General features: G+C 64.1%; 18 protein-coding genes, 1 tRNA gene and 1 pseudogene. 11 read left to right on the top strand and 9 right to left on the bottom strand.

The genetic code is table 11. From position 1 onward, the window contains the following. The first annotated feature begins 37 nt into the window (after positions 1 to 37). Both RS901_RS04455 and RS901_RS04450 read left to right on the top strand, forming a co-directional pair. On the top strand, positions 38 to 526 hold the full coding sequence (locus RS901_RS04455) for a ClpXP protease specificity-enhancing factor (protein WP_114132232.1): 489 nt from the start codon (positions 38 to 40) through the stop codon (positions 524 to 526). A 52-nt stretch (positions 527 to 578) separates the two neighbouring features. Next, positions 579 to 654, top strand: a tRNA-Thr gene (locus RS901_RS04450). Between the two features lie 98 nt (positions 655 to 752). On the opposite strand, the gene RS901_RS04445 is transcribed toward RS901_RS04450, so the two are convergent. Continuing rightward, a complete protein-coding gene (locus RS901_RS04445) occupies positions 753 to 2585 on the bottom strand; it encodes a DEAD/DEAH box helicase (protein ID WP_316151696.1) in 1833 nt (610 codons plus the stop codon). 149 nt (positions 2586 to 2734) lie between these two features. On the opposite strand from RS901_RS04445, the gene RS901_RS04440 reads away from it, so the two are divergent. Both RS901_RS04440 and RS901_RS04435 read left to right on the top strand, forming a co-directional pair. Beyond that, the gene (locus tag RS901_RS04440; protein ID WP_410054152.1) at positions 2735 to 3829 is read left to right on the top strand and encodes a sensor histidine kinase; all 1095 of its coding nucleotides are present in this window, start codon (positions 2735 to 2737) and stop codon (positions 3827 to 3829) included. Positions 3830 to 3843: 14 nt separating this feature from the next. Continuing rightward, a complete protein-coding gene (locus RS901_RS04435) occupies positions 3844 to 4605 on the top strand; it encodes a LytTR family DNA-binding domain-containing protein (RefSeq protein ID WP_316151694.1) in 762 nt (253 codons plus the stop codon). Positions 4606 to 4643: 38 nt separating this feature from the next. Here the strand turns inward: RS901_RS04435 and RS901_RS04430 are convergent, their stop codons facing one another. After that, positions 4644 to 4967 (bottom strand): 2TM domain-containing protein, encoded by a 324-nt coding sequence (locus RS901_RS04430; protein ID WP_316151693.1) that lies wholly within the window; start codon positions 4965 to 4967, stop codon positions 4644 to 4646. Positions 4968 to 5271: 304 nt separating this feature from the next. On the opposite strand from RS901_RS04430, the gene RS901_RS04425 reads away from it, so the two are divergent. From RS901_RS04425 to RS901_RS04415, 3 genes are all read left to right on the top strand, one after another. Then, on the top strand, positions 5272 to 6006 hold the full coding sequence (locus RS901_RS04425) for a FadR/GntR family transcriptional regulator (RefSeq protein WP_316151692.1): 735 nt from the start codon (positions 5272 to 5274) through the stop codon (positions 6004 to 6006). A 106-nt stretch (positions 6007 to 6112) separates the two neighbouring features. Continuing rightward, the gene (locus tag RS901_RS04420) at positions 6113 to 7534 is read left to right on the top strand and encodes an amidase family protein (RefSeq protein ID WP_316151691.1); all 1422 of its coding nucleotides are present in this window, start codon (positions 6113 to 6115) and stop codon (positions 7532 to 7534) included. Between the two features lie 15 nt (positions 7535 to 7549). Further along, a complete protein-coding gene (locus tag RS901_RS04415; RefSeq protein ID WP_316151690.1) occupies positions 7550 to 8554 on the top strand; it encodes a Bug family tripartite tricarboxylate transporter substrate binding protein in 1005 nt (334 codons plus the stop codon). 64 nt (positions 8555 to 8618) lie between these two features. Here RS901_RS04415 and RS901_RS39035 read toward each other — a convergent pair. Beyond that, a pseudogene (locus tag RS901_RS39035) lies at positions 8619 to 8702 on the bottom strand (2TM domain-containing protein); the annotation flags it as partial. A 292-nt stretch (positions 8703 to 8994) separates the two neighbouring features. Between RS901_RS39035 and RS901_RS04410 the strand changes: the two are divergent. Together RS901_RS04410 and RS901_RS04405 are read left to right on the top strand one after the other, a co-directional pair. Beyond that, positions 8995 to 9249 carry a type II toxin-antitoxin system Phd/YefM family antitoxin gene (locus RS901_RS04410; RefSeq protein ID WP_316151689.1) on the top strand — a complete coding sequence of 85 codons (255 nt, stop codon included), beginning with the start codon at positions 8995 to 8997 and terminating at the stop codon, positions 9247 to 9249. Further along, positions 9246 to 9668 carry a type II toxin-antitoxin system VapC family toxin gene (locus tag RS901_RS04405; RefSeq protein ID WP_316151688.1) on the top strand — a complete coding sequence of 141 codons (423 nt, stop codon included), beginning with the start codon at positions 9246 to 9248 and terminating at the stop codon, positions 9666 to 9668. Before RS901_RS04410 ends, RS901_RS04405 begins: the two co-directional genes overlap by 4 nt. 98 nt (positions 9669 to 9766) lie before the next feature. Here the strand turns inward: RS901_RS04405 and RS901_RS04400 are convergent, their stop codons facing one another. The 4 genes from RS901_RS04400 to RS901_RS04385 all read right to left on the bottom strand — a co-directional run bounded on the left by RS901_RS04400 (position 9767) and on the right by RS901_RS04385 (position 13686). Then, positions 9767 to 10237, bottom strand: coding sequence for a hypothetical protein (locus RS901_RS04400; RefSeq protein ID WP_316151687.1), 471 nt, complete (start codon positions 10235 to 10237; stop codon positions 9767 to 9769). Between the two features lie 148 nt (positions 10238 to 10385). Beyond that, on the bottom strand, positions 10386 to 10574 hold the full coding sequence (locus RS901_RS04395) for a DUF1484 family protein (protein ID WP_316151686.1): 189 nt from the start codon (positions 10572 to 10574) through the stop codon (positions 10386 to 10388). A gap of 352 nt (positions 10575 to 10926) precedes the next feature. Further along, a complete protein-coding gene (locus tag RS901_RS04390; RefSeq protein ID WP_316151685.1) occupies positions 10927 to 12333 on the bottom strand; it encodes an amidohydrolase family protein in 1407 nt (468 codons plus the stop codon). Positions 12334 to 12336: 3 nt separating this feature from the next. Beyond that, the gene (locus RS901_RS04385) at positions 12337 to 13686 is read right to left on the bottom strand and encodes a nucleobase:cation symporter-2 family protein (RefSeq protein WP_316151684.1); all 1350 of its coding nucleotides are present in this window, start codon (positions 13684 to 13686) and stop codon (positions 12337 to 12339) included. Positions 13687 to 14031: 345 nt separating this feature from the next. On the opposite strand from RS901_RS04385, the gene RS901_RS04380 reads away from it, so the two are divergent. Then, positions 14032 to 15039, top strand: coding sequence for an AraC family transcriptional regulator (locus tag RS901_RS04380; protein WP_316151683.1), 1008 nt, complete (start codon positions 14032 to 14034; stop codon positions 15037 to 15039). 70 nt (positions 15040 to 15109) lie between these two features. Here RS901_RS04380 and RS901_RS04375 read toward each other — a convergent pair whose 3' ends face one another. Then, positions 15110 to 16300, bottom strand: coding sequence for a CaiB/BaiF CoA-transferase family protein (locus tag RS901_RS04375; protein WP_316153375.1), 1191 nt, complete (start codon positions 16298 to 16300; stop codon positions 15110 to 15112). 130 nt (positions 16301 to 16430) lie between these two features. Beyond that, positions 16431 to 17333: a LysR family transcriptional regulator gene (locus RS901_RS04370; protein ID WP_316151682.1), complete on the bottom strand. Its 903-nt coding sequence runs from the start codon at positions 17331 to 17333 to the stop codon at positions 16431 to 16433. Positions 17334 to 17490: 157 nt separating this feature from the next. Here RS901_RS04370 and RS901_RS04365 point away from each other — a divergent pair, with 157 nt between their 5' ends. Then, positions 17491 to 18474 carry a tripartite tricarboxylate transporter substrate binding protein gene (locus tag RS901_RS04365; protein ID WP_316151681.1) on the top strand — a complete coding sequence of 328 codons (984 nt, stop codon included), beginning with the start codon at positions 17491 to 17493 and terminating at the stop codon, positions 18472 to 18474. The last annotated feature ends 6 nt before the right edge of the window (positions 18475 to 18480 follow it).

Here is an 18480-nt window from a genome sequence, read left to right as displayed (position 1 = left end):
TTCGCCCTCGGGCCATCGCGGCGCCATTGGAAGCACAATGCCTGAAACCTCCACCAAGCCCTACCTGATCCGCGCCATCTATGAATGGTGCACGGACAACGGCTTCACGCCGTACATCGCTGTCTTCGTCGACGCCAACACCAGCGTGCCGCGTGAGTTCGTCAAGAACAACGAGATCGTGCTCAACGTCAGCTTCGACGCCACCAGCGGCCTGGACATGGGCAACGAGTGGATCACCTTCAGCGCACGCTTCGGCGGCGTTTCGCGCAAGATCGACGTCCCCGTCGAGAATGTGCTGGCCATCTACGCCCGCGAGAACGGGCAGGGCATGGCCTTCCCGGTCGAACGCAGCGTGCCCGAAACCCAGGCCGCCACCGAGCGCGAAAACAACCCGCCGCCCAAGCTGGCCCCGGTGGAAGCCGAGACCTCGGCAACTACCGCCGACACCGGCCCCGGCGACGACGACACGCCGCCCCCGGTGCCGCGCATCGGCAGCAAGAAGCCCGCACTGAAAGTGGTGAAGTAAGCCATCCCAAAGCGGACCGCAATGCAGTAGAATCGCGGTCTGCACCAGATATGCCGGCTTAGCTCATCAGGTAGAGCAGTTGATTTGTAATCATCAGGTGGCGGGTTCGAGTCCTGCAGCCGGCACCAGAATTGAGACGGCCTCCCAATGCGGGAGGCCGTTTTCTTTTGGTTTCCGCGCCAGGCTCCCTGCCGCTCGCCGGACGGAATTCCAATGCGCCAACAAGCTACTGCTGCAGGCGCTCAACCGCGTCCCGCAGCTTCCCGGCCAACCGCGACCCATCCCCAAACGTCATCACCAACTGCCGCGTAGCCCGCGTCATCGCCACATACATCAGCCGCGCTTCGTCTTCATCGGCCTCATCATGTTTATGCGGCATCCCCGTGGCCGGAATGCACACCAGCGGAAACTCGAGCCCCTTGCTGCTATGCATGGTGATCACCTTGACGCTGTCCGCACCGGGCGTAAATCGTTTGGTGATTTGGGGGCATTCGAACGGTATGCCTTTCCGTGTCAGCGCACTGGTGACGTGGCCGACCGTGTCCCAATGACGATAGAGCACCGCCATCTCTGACCAGGGCGTGCCTGCCCGGTTCTCGTCAGTCAGGATCTGCGCAATGCGCTCAGCTTCCGCCTCTACGTTTGGCAATTCGATCAGCAGCGGTTTGTTGCCGCGGCGCCCGGCACCGACAGGTTGCACGGTAGGCGCTTCGTCTTCGGCTGCCTCAGTCGGCCGCAGCAACTCATCCGCAAAACTACGCGCGACGGCCAGTATCTCCTGCGTATTGCGGTAGTTCAGCTTGAGGATGGTCGTACGGCCTCGGGCCTGGATGCCCACGCTGGCGAAGGTCATCCCGCGCTTCCTGGCGCCGCCATAAATGGACTGCGCATCATCGTAGAGCACCAACAGGGAATTGCTCTCCGGATTCACCATCTGCACGACCAGCTTGAACCACTCCGGCCGGAAGTCATGCCCCTCATCGATCAGCACGGCGTCGTACTGGCCGGCCGGGATCGCTTTTCGGTCCACGCCCTGGATGACCCGATTCACCATTTCCTCAAACAGCGCATCACTGGGGCGGCCCTTGGGGCGGTCAATGTTGTAAGTCTCCAACTGCCGCGAGCACCACGCGTGGAAGTTATAGACGTGGACCTTCTCTTCGATGCCTTTCTCGATCATCGTCGCCGCCAGCTTGGCGGCGAGGGTCTTGTTGTAGCAAAGCACGAGGACCGGCCGTGTGACGATCTTTGCCAGATGCTCAGCCCGGTAGCCGAGGATCATCGTCTTGCCGGAGCCGGCGACGCCATGAATGACCCGGTGGCCGTCGCCGAGACTGCGTGCCAGCTGCTCCTGCTGAAGATCCATGACGCGAAGGATGTCGGGCATATCCAGCGGCTCAGCGGCATCCTCCGGAAAGAGCGCGCGTTGCTCCGGCATACGGATCTGCGGGAACAGGTGCCAGCGAATCCGCTCGATCTGCGGCAGGGAAAGCTTGAAGGTGAACTTGACCGGGAACATCTCCCACAGGCGCTGCTGGAAGTGTTCTGCGTCGACCGTCTCGTACATCTCGTCCTGGCAGATCACCAGGTGCGGCGGCAGGACGTCCCCGAGGTTGGTCTTGTCGAACTGGGCACGCGTGATGTTGGACAGGACGACGCCGCAGCCGTAGGGAAAGAAGGGTTTGCCTTTCAGTGAGCCGCTGGGCCAGACCAGTTGCGGATCACGCTGCAGCAGGTTGGTGACATAGAACATGTACTGCCGGGCTTGCTCGAGGGGATTCATCTCCCGCACCTGCCCGCGATCCGTCAGCAGCGTGACATCGCGCTGGTCGATTTCCCGGATGGTATCCAGCCGCCAGTCCTTGACCTCCAGCACCAGCAGACCCCGGCTGGGATGGAAGACGATGAAATCCGGATGCCTGGTCTTCTCGCCGATGGCGACGTCATACCAGCACAGGTAGTCGTCCTCCAGCTTTGTCTCCAGACGCTCGGCGAAGCGTCTCTCTCCACTGGTCATGCGCGAAGTGACCGAACCCAGCGCGGGAATCAGCGTGGCCATGCGTTGTTGCTCTTCTTATTGCCCGTTCAGGAACTGCGCTGACCACGGTTGGTGCCGCGGACCCGGTGCGACGGCGGTCAGGCAAGTTTGTTATGCGGCAATTGTAGGCACAAAACGGTAACGGTGGCTATTTCGGTAGTTTTGGTGATTTGCTGGTTGGCGACACTGGCGACACTGGCGAGCCGGCGGCTCCGGCGGGGCTGCCAAGCGGTCTGCGCCTGCTTTCCTGCGATCCGCGCCGCCGATCCGTCGATTCCCGCCACCCCCATATCAGAGCCCGGATCGCAGTGGTAACCTCCCGCTATCTCCGCCCCCACCACCACCCGCCCGTGCACTCCCCAGACTCCCGCATCTGGCGATCCGCCCCCGAGCAGCGCGCCTACGAAGACGCCCGCCGCCGCGTGCGCGCGCTGCGCTTCTTCTACATGCACGCCATGGTCTACGTGGCGGTCAATGCATTGTTGATCGGCTTCCATCTGGTGGGATCGCCGCATCGTCCATGGTCCGGTGGACCGCTCATGGGCTGGGGCATCGGCCTGGCGATACACGGCGTCATGACCTGGGGTCGCGTCGGCCTGCTCGGGCGGCAGTGGGAAGAACGCAAGATCGCGGAATACATGGCGCAAGAGCAGGTGCGCACGCTGTCGACGGAGAAGCAGTTGGTCGAAGCCCGCATGCGCCTGCTGCAGGCGCAGATCGAACCGCACTTCCTGTTCAACACCCTGGCCAACGTAGTCAGCCTGATCGAGCCCGCGCCACAGAAGGCCACGCTGATGCTGGAGCATTTCATCGCCTACCTGCGCGCATCGCTTGCAGCCAGCCGCGCCACGCAAGGCACGGTGGCGCAGGAGGCGAAGCTGCTGCGTGACTATCTGGCGCTGATCCGCATCCGCATGGGGGACCGGCTGCATTACTCGGTCGATGTCGACCCGGAACTCGAATTGATGCCGCTCGCACCGATGCTGCTGCAGCCCGTGGTCGAGAATGCGATCAAGCATGGGCTGGAGCCCAAGATCGAAGGCGGGCGGCTGCTGGTCCGGCTGGAGCGGCGAGGCCCGCGCATGCTGGCAACCATCGAGGATGATGGCATGGGCTTTCGCCCCTCGGCCGGCGCCGGTGTCGGGCTTTCGAACCTGCGTGAACGGCTGGCTGTGCTGTATGACGGTGACGCCCACGTACGGATTGAAGAACGCTCGTCCGGCACCGCTGTGCTGATCGAAATCCCGCTGCCGCGTGCATCCTGATACGGAGACGCTCCATGACGCCCACCGCCCTGATTGCCGACGACGAAGAGCACCTGCGCGCATATCTGCGCAGCAAGCTGCAACGCCTTTGGCCGGAGTTGCAGATCGTTGCCGAGGCGACCAACGGCCTCGAAGCTGCCGACGCCATCGCACGGTTGTCGCCGAGCGTGGCCTTCCTCGATATCAAGATGCCGGGCCTGTCCGGCCTGGAGGTGGCGCAGGGGATTGAAACCGATACCCGGCTGGTGTTCGTCACGGCCTATGACGAATTCGCGCTCGACGCGTTCGAGCGCGCGGCCGTTGATTACCTGGTCAAGCCGGTCAGCGAGGAACGGCTCGGCCGCACCATCGAGCGGCTGCGCAAGGCGTTGCAGGAAGCGGCACCTTTGCCGGAACTGGCACAGCTACTGAACCAGCTCACGCGCGCCCAGCCGCGCGCGGAAAACGGCGGCCAGTTGCGCTGGGTACGCGCCAGCCGCGGCAATACCACCAGCCATGTGCCGATCCAGGAGGTGATGTACTTCCAGAGCGACGACAAGTACGTGGTCGTGCATACCCGCGATGGCGAACACCTGATCCGCACGCCGCTGGCGGAGTTGATTGCCGGCCTCGATCCCGAGGTGTTCTGGCAGATCCACCGCTCGTCCATCGTCAACATGGAATTCGTGGCCGGCACGCGCCGCGATGAGGCGGGGCGGCTCTTTGTCCGGATGCGCGACAGCGAAGCCGAACTGCCGGTATCTCGCGCCTACATGCACCGGTTCCGGCAGATGTAAGGCAGCCAGCGGCGCCACTGCGCCGCCGGCTGACGGATTCACTGGCGATCCATGAATTCCTGGATCTTGCGCTGTTCCCAGTCACGTCCGCGGCGCGACAGCCGCGTCCATACCAGCAACCCATGCACCGCCAGCGCCAGGCCCCAGGCCAGGGTGGTGGTCAGCGGCCACGGCCAGCCGGTGCTGGCGTAGTGCGACCACCGCGGCAAGGGAAAGTAGAAGAAGCGGAACCACAGCCAGCCATTGACCACAGCGTAGACCAGCAGGTGGATATACCAGCCGCGCAGGGCACGCACCATGCGGCGCGCGCGCCAGTAGGCCATGGCGTTGGGGTCGTCGTTGGGCGGGAGGGCGTGGTGCATGGGATACCTCGTGATCAAGATGGTTGGCTTGCCTCAGGTATAGGCCACCGCAAAGCGCCGCTCCAGGCCCATGGGCCGAATCGACGGATTTCGTTCGCCGGTGTGCGCGCGGATACCGCGAATGTCGGCGGGTCCATTCCCTCCATGCCCCCCGACATGTTGTGACCGATCAACTTTTCGCCCGTGCCGCCGGGAATACCCGCATAGGAAAAGCCCAGTCCTTCACCATAATCATGGTAATTATGATCATAAATACGAAGTGATGGATTCCAAGCCAACCCCGCAGATAGAGGGCAGCAGGCGCGTGAAGCGTTCGGACCAGGTGGTCAACGATATCAAGCGCTGGATCGTGCAGACGCACCAGAAGGTCGGAGACAAGCTGCCGCAGGAAGCAGCGTTGATCGAACAGATGGGCGTCGCACGCGGGACGGTGCGTGAGGCGCTTGCGTCGCTGCAGGCGCAGGGGCTGGTCAAGGTCAGCACAGGGCCGAACGGCGGTGCCACGCTGACGCAGCCGCCCTATGAGCGATGCCTGGAGGCGGTTTCCAACTTCCTGTACTTTCAGTCGGTCGATATCGTCACGCTGTACGCCCTGCGCCGCGCGGTTGAGCCCGAGCTGGCCGCCAACGCCGCCTTGCGCCTGACCGATGCCGATATCGCCGATCTCGAAGCCCTGGTCGGGCTGAGCCACCCGGAACATGGCGGCAGCACGGACTGGAATGAGCGGCGCGAGGCCGACCTGCTGTTCCACGACCGGCTGGCCGATGCCTGCAGCAGCCCGATGCTGGCGTTGTTCTGCCGCCTGCTCAACGACATCATCCGCCGCGTCATCGTGGTCCGTAATGCGCAGGATGATTTCGACGACTTTGATGAAGAGATCTTCCACAGTCACAACGCGCTGATCGAAGCCTTCCGGTCGCGCGACCCGGAGCGTGCGCGTGCCCTGATGCAGGAGCACATGGAGCATGCGGAATCCCTGGCCCTGGAGGCCGAATCCCGGGTGGACCGCGGGAGCTTGCTGATGAGCCCGGTCGACTGATCCCCTGACGCGCTAGCGTCCCCCCTTTTTCCGCACACCCAACCGCCATCGTCGCATCCGACACGGCGGGTGGGATTCCTATTGCCTGAATCCTGGGAGCCTTGACGTGAAACCTGCTGAATTGCTTTGGCGCTGGAGCGCCGTCGACATTGCCGATGCCGTGCGGCGGCGCGAGATTTCCTGCCGCGAGGTCACCGCCAGTGTGCTGGCCCGCATCGATGCCCTTAACCCTCGTCTGAATGCGTTGCCGGAGGTGCTGGCAGAAGAGGCGCTGGCCAGCGCGGATGCGGCGGACCGCCAGCTTGCTGAGGGCGCAGAACTGGGGCCGCTCCATGGCGTGCCGGTCACGATCAAGATCAATGTCGACCAGGCAGGCCATGCCACCACCAACGGCGTGATCCCGCTGAAGCACAACATCGCGCGTGAGGATGCCCCCGTGGTCGCAAACTTGCGCAGTGCCGGGGCCATCATCGTCGGGCGCAGCAATACGGCTACCTATTCCTCGCGCTGGTTCACCGACAACGGCCTGCACGGGCGCACGCTGAACCCGTGGGATGCGGACATCACGCCCGGTGGCTCCAGCGGCGGTGCCGCGTCCGCGGTCGCTTCCGGCATGGGCGCGCTGGCGCATGGCAATGACATCGGCGGCTCCATCCGCTATCCGGCCTATGCCTGCGGCGTCGTCGGCTTGCGGCCGACGACGGGGCGGGTGCCCGCGTACAACCCGTCGGCCACTGCCGAGCGCAGCATCACGCCACAACTCATGTCCGTGCAGGGGCCGCTTGCGCGCAGCATTGCCGACCTGCGGCTCGGCTACCACGCCATGGCCCGTTATGACGGGCGCGACCCGGCATGGGTGCCGGTGCCGCTGGAACTGCCGCTGCCGCCCGGGCCGACACGCGTCGCGCTGTTCCGGCGTTGTCCGGGCATTCCCGTCGACCCCGCGGTCAGCGCAGCGCTGGACAGTGCCGCGCAATGGCTGCAGCAAGCGGGCTACGCGGTCGAGGAGGCCAGCCTGCCTGACTTCATGGAAGCGGCGGCGCTGTGGCGCACGCTGACGGTCGACGACAGCCGCCGCAACATCATCGCAGGCGTTGACCAGCATGGTGACGAGGCCATGCGGAAAAGCCAGCGCAACATGCTTGACGGGATGCAGGAAACCGATCGCGATGGCTTTCTGGATGCCCTGGCGCGGCGCCAGGCGATCGCACGCAACTGGTCGCTGTTCATGCAAACGTATCCGCTGGTCCTGATGCCGGTGTCGTGGCAGCGCCCGAGCGTGCAAGACGCGGATATCCGCACGCCAGATGAGAACCAGGCCTTGCTGGACGCGCAGAGCCCCTTGCTGGCAACGGCCATGCTCGGCATGCCGGGGCTGTCCGTGCCGACAGGCATGGCCGGCGGCGTGCCCGTCGGCGTGCAACTGATGGCATGGCGCTTCCGCGAAGACCTGTTGCTGCGCGCCGGCCAGGCCATTGAAGACGCGGCGCGTTTTACCCCTTTCACCGACGTGCAAACCGGCATCTAGACCCAGGAGCTTCCCATGAACGAACGCAAACCTGCTTACGCCCCACGGCTTTCCCGCCGCGCCATGCTGGCCGGCACCGCCGCCGCCTTGTGTACCGGTGGCCTGCTCTCCCGAGCCGCATGGGGGCAGACCGTATCGCGCATCATCGTGCCGTTCCCGCCGGGAGGGCCGGCCGACTACATGGGCCGCCTGCTGTCCGAGAAGCTGAAGGACGCCATGGGTCGTACCGTCATCGTCGACAACCGTCCCGGTGCCGGGACGCGCGTGGCGGCCGAATTCCTGAAGAACGCCCCGGCCGACGGCAATACCGTGCTGCTTGCACCCGTCGATCCGATGTTCATCGGGCCGCTGATTTACAGCAATATGCGTTTCAACCCCGCCACCGACTTCACGGCGATCACCGATGTGACGGGCGTCCAGTTCGGCATTGCGGTCAGCGCCAGCTCACCCATCAAGACGCTGGCCGACTTCGTCAAGGCTGCCAGGGCCAAGCCGGCCGAGTACTCGATTGGCATCAGCACGGTTGGCACGCTGCTGCATTTCCTTGCCGTGGAGTTCGTCAGCCAGTCGCACACCGGCAGCACGCTGGTGCCGTATCGCGGTGGCTCGGCGATGGCAACGGAAATGATGGGCAACCAGATCGCGGCAGGCATGGACGCCATCACGACTTTTACCGAGCTGCATCGCGGCGGCAAGCTCCGCGTGCTGGCCGTGGCAGGGGAAAAGCGCGCCGATGCGTTGCCGGATGTGCCTACGTTTGCGGAGTCTGGTTTCCCCAACCTGGTGACGTCGTCGCGCTACCTGCTTTATGTCCGCGCCAACACGCCGCCCGACGTGACCACGCAGTGGTATCAGGCCGTGCGCAAGGTGCTGGCCATGCCGGACGTGCGCGAGAAGCTGGCGCGCGCCGGGTATGACATCTTGCCGGGCGGCACTTCTGATGAGGTTGCCAGGTATGCGAGCGCGCTTTCGGCACGGTGGACGCCGGTGATCAAGGCGTCGGGCTTTAAGGGTGATTGAGAAGTATCGCGCCGCCATTCTGTTGCTTCACGCCAGCCCCGTACCAGTGCCCGGATCGCGGTGGCCAGCCGCGCAGGGCATGCACCATGCGGCGCGCCCGCCAGTAGGCCATGGCATTGGGGTCATTGGGCGGGAAGGCGTGGTGCATGGGATACCTCGTCATGGAGTTCGTTGTCATGCGTGAGGTAGGCCACCACAAAGAGCAGTACCAGGCCTATGGGCCGAATAGACGGGTTAAGTTCGTGGATGGGCGGGCGGGAAGCGCGAGTGCCTGTGCGTCCAGTCACGGATACCGCCGCGAGGCCCCACCAAGGGTTTGCAGCTCAGCGCGGGCATATCAACATAGGCGGGCCATGTCCTCGTGATGTAGGCAAAGCATGGTTGCGCCGCTCTTTTCATTGTAGTAACGTAACTACATTGAAGTTGCTGAGAGTGTCATCATGACGATCACAACCCTATCGAGCCGAGAACTCAATCAGGACGTGACAAGAGCCAAGAAGGCGACGAAGGATGGTCCGGTCTTCATCACGGACCGCGGCAAACCGGCGCATGTGCTGTTGAGCTTCGAGGAATATCAGAGGCTCACCCAGCAGCGTCGCAATATTGCGGACGCACTCGCGATGCCCGGAATTGAAGACATCGAGTTCAATCCGCCACGTGCCAACATCAAATTCCGCCCCGCTGATCTCACATGATGTTCGTGCTCGATACCAATGTCGTTTCCGAACTGCGCAAGGTCCGAGCCGGTAAGGCTGATGCAAACGTTGCAGCGTGGTCTGCCAGCGTTGATGCAGCTTGGCTCTTTGTGTCGGCCGTCACCATCATGGAACTGGAAACCGGTGTCTTGCAAATCGAGCGGCGGGATGCCCGCCAGGGCGCGCTGCTGCGGGCGTGGCTGGACCACCATGTATTGCCCGAATTCGCAGGCCGCGTTTTGCCCATTGATACCGCCGTGGCCCTGCGTTGCGCTCGGCTGCACGTACCAGACCGGCAATCGGAGCGGGATGCGTTGATTGCCGCAACAGCAATCGTGCACGGTATGACCGTCGTTACACGAAATGTCGCCGACTTCATGGCAACTGGCGTGAGCATCCTGAACCCTTGGGACGCTTGATCGCAAGTCGCCGTCGTTTCCCAGTTGCCGAAACTATAGAAGTTCTCGCCCCTGAGTCGGCAGCCGGCGGTGAAGGCGCTTTTCGCGCGCATCGCTTCTTATGCCGCAATGCCTTCGTCACTGCCCTGTGACTCGACCTTAGACGCCCACCCGGATTTCGCCGCGCGTAGCATGATCTTCTGCTTTTCCGCGCGCTCGACTGCGTTGATGCGTTCGATGACTGAGGCAATAGGGGCACTGCCTTCTGCGCGGGCCAGGTAAAGCAGGCGTACCAGTTTGTCGGCCCACCTTGGCAACTTGCCGGTCTTCTCCCAACGAGCGACGGCCTGCTCATTGTTCCCAAGCAGTTTTGCCAGACCGGCTTGCGATTGCATCAAGCCTGCGCTGCGGATGTAGCGGAATTCGGTACCGGTGAGAGGGGATGGCTTCTTGGCCAGGGCGAGGCAGATGGCGACGCAAAGACCATCCAGATCTTCGATCGATACGCCTTTGCCGTGGAGCGTGCTCTGGATCTTGTATCCATTGGCCAGCCAAACGTCTTTAAGGCCGCCGTCTGTGTAGTGGTACATCGTCCTTACCCACCTACTATTTTTATGGGTTGAAGTGTACCTGCGCGCTCCCACGCTCTGGGATTGGTGCATTCGCTGCGAGCCGACACCAGGGGTGGGAGAGGCTTCCCGACTTCACTGTCAGCGCCTTTGCCGGGAAGCCTACCCGTTAAGACGCAGGCAGCTCATCCGCCAACACACTCTCCAGCTGCGCTTTCACCAGCCCCAACAAGCAAAATGCACTAAAGCAGCCCTCGAATTGCACACTCTGCTGTTCCAGCAGGGTAAGCACACCATCCATACCAGCCGAAACTGACTGAAGGCTGTACCGCGCCGTGGATAGATCGATTTCCGACATAGGACCTCCTATCGTTGAGTGAAGGTCCGCCGCACGACGTTAGGGGAGGGCGGCGGGCCTGACGACGAGGGTGGAAAACCGGTGCTTCACCCAATCCCGGTCAGCCTTGCGGCTGCCTCGTCCGGCCCGCCATATGGAGAAATGGCGCGTACGCGGAAGAGGGCAATCGCATGCAGCGATCGCCCTGGATGAAGCTGTCGAGTTTCCACACTCGGTCACCGTTGTTCGATGACAGCCCCAGTCTCCCGCGTCACGGCGCTCGACTCGATAAGACACTTCGCATTCCCACACGGACGCCGCATCCTGCCCGACCTCCGCCCGCCAGCAAATAGCCAAACGCCTAAACCCTCCCTCAATCCACCAGCGTTGCCAATGCCTCCCGCGCCTCCCGGCGCAGCTTCTCCAGATCCAGTCCCACGATCGCGCCATCACGCACCACCTGACGCCCACGCACCAGCACATCCCGCACCGGCGCAGGCTCGCCAGCCGCCACCGGAGCTGTGCCGATGTCATGGAACCCATGGAACCGCAGCCCGTTGACGTCATAGATCGCCAGGTCGGCAGACTGCCCTGGCGCGAGCGTGCCGATTCCCGGCAGCCCCAGCACCTGCGCGCCGCCTGCGGTGCCCCAATGGATGACTTCCTCCACGCGGGTTTGCGCGGCCCCGCCCAGTGCCCGGTGCACCAGCCAGGCGAAATTGGCCTCATGCACCATGCTGCCCGATTCATTGGACGCCACGCCATCCACGCCCAGTGAGATCGGCACGCCCGCATCGGCCATCGCGCGCACTGGTGCGATACCGCTGCCAAGCCGCGCATTGCTGACAGAGCAGTGCGCCATGCCGGTGTTGGTCACGGCCAGCATGCGGATCTCTTCGGGACTAACGGTAACCAGGTGCGCGAACCAGACATCGGGCCCCAGCCAGTCGTGGTCAGCCACGAACTGTACCGGTGTGCACTGATACTTCTCGCGGCAGAACTTCACGTAGTTGTCGGTCTCGGACAGGTGCGAATGCAGCCGCAAATCCATGCCGCGCCCGAAGGCGGCCAGCTCGCGCAGCAGGGCGGGGGGCAGGGAGAAGGTCGGTGTGGTTGGCGCGACCACCACGCGGCGCAGGCCATCTGCTGAGGCATCGTGGTAGCGGGCCTTGAGCCGTTCGATATCGGCCAGCATCTCGTCCAGCGTTTCCGGCTCCAGTGCAGTCGCGCGCATGCCGGGGTGATCTGAGGCTGACTGGATGGCGCCGCCGCGACACAGCACCAGGCGCATGCCAAGCTCCTCCGCTACTTCGAACAGCACGTCGCCGGTCTCTGCCCCATGACCGTGGTGATACAGGTAGTGGTGATCGGCGCAGGTGGTGGTGCCGGACAGCAGCAGCTCAGCCATCCCCAGCCGCACGGCGGTGCGGAAGATCTCCGGCGTGAAGCGTGCCAGTCGCGGGTAGGCGACGGAGGCCAGCCATTGCTCCAGCCCCACGTTCATGCCGCTGGGTACGGCCTTGAGCAGGTTCTGGAACAGGTGGTGGTGGGTGTTGACCCAGCCCGGGTAGACCACGCAGCCGGTGGCGTCGAGCACAGCCTCGCCGTCCTGGCGCGGCAGGGCTGCGCCGATCTCGGCGATGCGGCCGTCGCGGATGCGGATGTCGGCGGCGCCCGCTCGCGCGGCATTGCCGGTGCTGCCCGTCATCACGGCAGCGGCGTTGCGGATCAGCAGGTCGCCGGCGGGCGCGTTGGTGGTGGCGTTGGTGTTCTGCACCATGTTTCAGACTCCTTGGACGTTGTCGGCACTGGCGGGCAGCTCGTCGGCTTCACGGGCGGGCACGCCGTTGAGAATCAGGTTGAGCACCACGGAGACCACGCAGGCGATGATCACGCTGCTGTGGACAAAGGGCTGCAGGAAGCCGGGCAGCTTCTCCAGCATGACGGGGAGCATCACGGGCATCATCGCGCAGCCGAGCGTGATGGAGACGATGGAGAGGTTGTTGGGGTTGCGGTCGTATTCGACCTCGCCCAGGGTCTTGATGCCGGCGGCGACGACGACGCCGAACATGACCATGGTGGCGCCGCCCAGCGCGGCTGCCGGGATCGACGCAAACAGCGCGCCGATCTTGGGCACCAGCGCCACGGCGCACAACATCGCGCCGCAGGTGGCCACCACCCAGCGGCTGCGCACGCCGGTGACGATGACCAGCCCCACGTTCTCCATGAACGCGATATACGGGAAGGCCGCGAACATGCCGCCGATGGCGCTGGCCAGGCCGTTGGCGCGCAGGCCGCGGGTGGCGTCGCGCTCGGTCAGGGGGCGCTTGACGATATCGCCGACGGCGATGAACAGGCCCATCGATTCCACCATCTGCACCACCATCACGATCACCATGGTGGTGATGGCGCCCACGTTGAAGGTGGGCATGCCGAAGGCGAACGGCGTCACCATGGTGAACCACGGTGCGCGCGCGACTTCATCGAAGCTGCCCATGCCCAGCATCCACGCCACCGCGCCGCCAACCAGTAGGCCGATCACCACGGACAGGTTGCGGATCAGTTCACCGCCGTGCCGGTTGATGAACAGGATCAGCGCCACCACGCCGAAGGCGACGATGAAAAAGATGGGGGCGCCGAAATCCGGCGCCCCCCTTCCGCCTCCAAACCAGTGAAACGAAACCGGGAACAGCGACAGGCCCACGGCGGTGATGGTGCAACCACTGACCACCGGCGGAAAGAAGCGCTTGAGCTTGCCGATGATGGGCGCAAGGAACATCGCGATCACGCCCGCGGCGATGATGGCGCCGCAGACGCCGTTGAAGCCCAGCGACGGATCGGTGCCGATGGCGATGACCGGGCCCACGGAGCTGAACGCCACGCCCTGCATCAGCGGCAGGCGCACGCCGAACTTCCAGAAGCCGACGGTCTGCAGCAGGGTGGCGATGCCGGAGGTGAACAGGGCGGTGCTGATCAGCATGGTGGTCTGCGCCGGCGACATCTTGAGCGCGCCGGCCACGATCATCGGCACCGCGATGGCGCCGAGATAACTGACCAGCATGTGCTGGAAGCCGAGCGACGCCATGGCGCGTGCCGGCAGGACCTGGTCGACGGGGTGAACCGCTGCTTGCATGATGTTGTCTCCTGCCGCGTGCTGGGGGAAAGTGCGCCATGCCGGCGGCGGCTGGCCCGGTCTGTTGGTTGCCGGGCTCGGTCCGTCACGGTGCCATGCTCGGCGCATGGCCGACGCATGCCTTGCACAGTAGTGATGCACGGCATGCCGTCATAGCGTTATTGCGAAGGCCCTGGCACCGGGCCGCAATCGCGCTTGCAAAATGCGCGCCCGGGGCATCAGGGGTTTCCCTTGGGTTGCGTGAGGGCGGGGGTGGTCATAGGATGGATGCGCTCCTTCATTGCTATCCGAATGCGCTGAGAGCGAAGGCGTATTTCCGGCTCCTTCCACCACTTTCCCAATGCCATGTCGCCCACCGCAGGATGGTTTGCTGCAGCCTCCCGCTCGCCAGTCAGCCGCGGCGGTGACCTGGATCGCATCCAGTCGCTTTCCGGGCGCGTGTTCGGCCCTGCGCGGCTGCGCGCGACGCAAGCCGATGCGGCGCTCGATGCCCGTATCGACACCAGCACCATCGGTCGGCTGACGCTGGTCACCATTGCCTACAACCAGGCGGTGCAGATCGAGCCGCAGCCGAACAAGGATGAGTTCGTAATCCAGACTGTGCTGGCGGGTACGTGTCGCGTGCAGACGCCGCGTGGCGCGATGCTGATGCCGCCGGGGGCGACCTTTGTGTTCTCGCCCACCGTGCCGGCCACGTTGTCTCTGGACCCTGGCTGCGAGCGCTTCAGCGTGGTGATCCGCCGGCAGCTGATCGACGAGGCGTTCCGCCAGCAGTTCAGCTTCGAGCCGCCGGTGCCGATTGAATTCGACATGCAGCCGGTGGCGGACGATGGCCGTGCCGAGCGCTGGCAGGCGCTGGTGAGCTACCTGCGCGCGGAAACGCGGGTGCGGCGCGAAGGCAGCGGCGTGCCGGCGGTGGATGGCAGCATCGAGCGCATCGTGCTGTCGACACTGCTGCTAGACCGCTTTGCCGCGGACGGCAATATGCTGCCGCGCCGGTTCGAGGCGGTGCTGCCGGACTATGTGCGCAATGCCATCGCCTACCTGCGAGCCAATCTTGACCAGCCGCTGACGCTGGAGCAGATCGCCGCACATTGCGGCGTATCGGCGCGCACCTTGCAGCTGGGCTTTCGCAAGAGCAAGAACACCACGCCGATGGAGTACCTGCGTCTGCTGCGCCTGCATGGCGCACGCGCTGATCTGCAGCGGGCGCGGCAACAGAAGGGGATGGTCAGCGCGATTGCGCTGCGGCACGGCTTTACCCACCTGAGCCTGTTCTCGCGCGAGTACCGGCGCGAGTTCGGCGAGCTGCCGTCGCAGACCTTGCGGTCGGCAGCGCAGCAGGGGGGCTGACGGCGAGCCAGCCCTCTGTTGCTCAGGATCATCAGGCTGCCGGCGCCACAGGCAGGAAGGCCTTCAGCGCTCAGATCGTGCCCGCGGCCGCCAGGGCTTCGATCTCCGCCTCGTTCATGCCGAGTGACTTCAGGACAAGGGTGGAGTGCTCGCCGACTGCCGGCACATTCCCCATGGCAGCTGGCACGCCCGACAGCGTTGCCGGCGGCAGAAGTGCCTGGATCGCGCCACCCGGCGTCTGGACTTCCCGCCAGCGATTGCGTGCGGCAAATTGCGCGTGCTGCCACACATCATGCATATCGTTCAGGGGCGAGTTGGCAATGCCCCCGCGATCGAGACGCTTGACCAGCTGCTCCCGGGTCATGGACCGGAGATGACTGGCGATCTCCTGGTCCAATGCCGCGCGATTGGCGACGCGTTGGAGATTGGAGTTGAAGCGGGCATCTGCCGCCAGGGCCGGGTCCTCCAGCACCTCGGTGCAGAAGCGCTCCCATTCCCGTTCGTTTTGCAGCCCGAAGATGACGCTGGCCCCATCGCCGGTCTGATACTGGCCGTAGGGGGCGATACCCGGATGCGCAACGCCATTGCGTGCCGGCGGCATGCCGCCATAGTGAGCGAAGTTCAGGGGATATGACATCCATTCGCTCAATGCCTCGAGCATGGTGACTTCAACCCTGAGGCCAGCGCCAGTCCGCGCGCGTTGCAGCAAGGCGGACAGGATGCCGGTATAGGCGTACATGCCAGCGGCAATGTCCGCGATGGAAATGCCGGTGCGCGACGGCGCAGCTTCCGTACCGGTTACCGAGATCAGGCCTGCAGCGGCCTGGATCAACAGGTCATAGGCCTTCTTGTCGCGGTATGGCCCGCTGTCGCCATACCCTGAGATATCGCAGACGATCAGCTCAGGATAGTCAGCATGCAATGACTCGAAGTCCAGCCCCATGCGTTGGGCGGCGCCCGGCGCCAGGTTCTGGATGAACACGTCCGCTTCGGCGAGCAGCTTGTGCATAATCGCCTTGGCCTCGGGCTTCTTGAGATCCAGCGTGAGGCTTTCCTTGCCGCGATTTGCCCAGACAAAGAACGACGACTGGCCGTGCACGGAATGGTCATAGTCGCGGGCGAAATCGCCAACAACCGGGCGCTCCACCTTGATGACGCGGGCGCCGAGATCGGCGAGTTGGCGGCTGGCAAAGGGTGCCGCTACAGCGTGCTCGAGCGCCAGAACGGTGATGCCATCAAGGGGGCGTAGGCTGGGTTTCATGGAGGGAGAATGAGGGAACCTGGCGGCACGCGGGCCGGACGACGAAGTATAGGAACGGTCCTCTTCCCCCGAACAGTCGAGAATTCCTAAGGCGGCTTCGAAGTCTTCGAAACCGGTCGCATGCGTGGCCTTACGGCGCGGCGTCCGGTGCACCCCATTCGGCGACATAGCGGATAAAGTCCCGCGTATAGGCTGGGAGCGCCTTCTGGCTCCGCACGACTATCCGCTGCTCGCGCCGGGCCCATGGCTCATCCAGGGCGACCCCTTCCACCACCCCTTGCTCAATCAGGGGACCCGCTACGGAACGTGGCACGAGGGAGATGCCGGCGCCTTCCTGTACGCAACGCATGGCCGCGGCAAAGTCGGGTGCATGCACGCGAACGCGTGGCTTGATGCCGGCACGCGCTGCCATGTCATTGAGGAAGAGGAAATTGCTGCTCTTGCTGCCGACGGATACCAGATCGTACGCCAACGCCTGTGCAAGGGACATCTTGTCGAGCAACCCTGACGGGTGGCGTGCCGGAACCACGAACATCAGCTCATCGACGCCATATCGAATGAACTCCAGGCCCCGCATGTCGATGGCGCCGGCCACCAAGCCGACGTCCGCACGGTCCTCGATCACTGCGCGCACGCTGTCCTCGCTGAGGTGCTCCTCCAGGTCGACATTGACATTCGGGTACGCCGCCAGGAACCGGCTAAGTGCCGCGGGCAAGCTGGCCATGGTGCTGCTGTTCGCGTAGACACGGATATGCCCTTCAATGCCGTCGGTATGGCGCCGCATCTCCGACTGCAAGCGTTCGACGTTCTCCATGATCGCCTCGGCATAGCGCAGTACCGTCTCGCCCGCCGGCGTCAGGGCCATGCCCTTCTGTGTTCTGTTGAACAACGGAACGCCCATCGCCTGTTCGAGGTTCTTGAGGCGGTAGCTGGCGGAAGGCGCCGTCAAATGCACATCTGACGCTCCCGCCGTCACACTCTTGGCCTGCGCAATGGCGAGGAATACTCGCAGATCGGTGAGTTCGAAACGCACGCTTGTCTCCGTTGCCCGACAGTTCCTGGGGATGTTTAGAAGAATTCTAACGACACCCCAGGAGCTTTCGACTGGTGTCCTTGCAGGGTCCGATTCTATATTTCGGCTCGTCACCGCAGCTACCGCTGTGCTACGCAAAAAAGAATCGGAGACCAACATGACCATATTCTTCCGCAGGATCACCAGCGCGCTGGGGAGCGCCGCGACACTCCTGGCCTGTGCGTCCCCGTCCGTGGCGCAGACAGACTACCCGGCGCGGCCTGTCCGACTCATCGTTCCGTACCCCGCTGGCGGGCCGACGGACACGTTCGCCCGATCGTTGGCTGCAAGCTGGGGCCGCAAGCTGAACACCTCGGTGGTTGTCGAGAACAAGTCGGGGGCCGGCACGATAGTCGGCACCGAGCTCGCGGCGAAGGCCGCACCGGACGGATATACCTTGCTGCTGACCACCGTCGCGCACGCCGTGAACCCAAGCATTCACGCCAGCCTGCCGTATCGCACGATCGAGGACTTTGCGCCAGTCGGGCTGGCAGCTCGTGCGCCCCTGGTGCTGGTCGTGAACAAGGGCATTCCGGCGAAAACACTGCCGGAATTCATCGCTTATCTGAAGTCGCGTCCCGGTCAGGTCAACTATGGCTCAGCCGGAGTTGGCAGTGCCCCGCATCTCGCCGGGGAACTGCTGAACTACACGGCAGGAACGAAAGCGGTCCATGTCCCATATCGGGGGAGCGCGCCTGCCATGGCCGATCTTATCGGTGGCCATGTCGAATTCATGATCGACAGCGCACCGACAGGGCTGGCGCAGGTGCGGGCAGGAACGGTGCGCTTGCTGGGAACGTCGATGGAAAAACGCCTGCCGCAGACCAGGGAGACGCCGGCGATTGCGGAAGCCGTATCCGGCTATGAGGCGTACACCTGGAATGCGGTATTCGTGCCAGCCCGAACACCTTCGACAGTTGTCCAGAAGCTGGTCTCGACACTTGGCGATGCACTCAGCGATCCCGCCCTGCAAAGCAAGGCCTTCGAGCTCGGGTTGCAGCTGGAGACCCAGCCTACACCAGCGGGGCTCGACAAATTCCTGCGGGCGGAACTGGAGAAGTGGAAGCGGGTGGCCGTCGCTACGAATATGAAAGCCGACTGAGCAAAA

This window comes from Cupriavidus sp. BIC8F (assembly GCF_032465815.1).
Classification (GTDB): Bacteria; Pseudomonadota; Gammaproteobacteria; order Burkholderiales; family Burkholderiaceae; genus Cupriavidus; species Cupriavidus necator.
The sequence above is the reverse complement of the archived record's forward strand: the minus strand, read 5'-3'. Positions and strand labels throughout refer to the sequence as shown.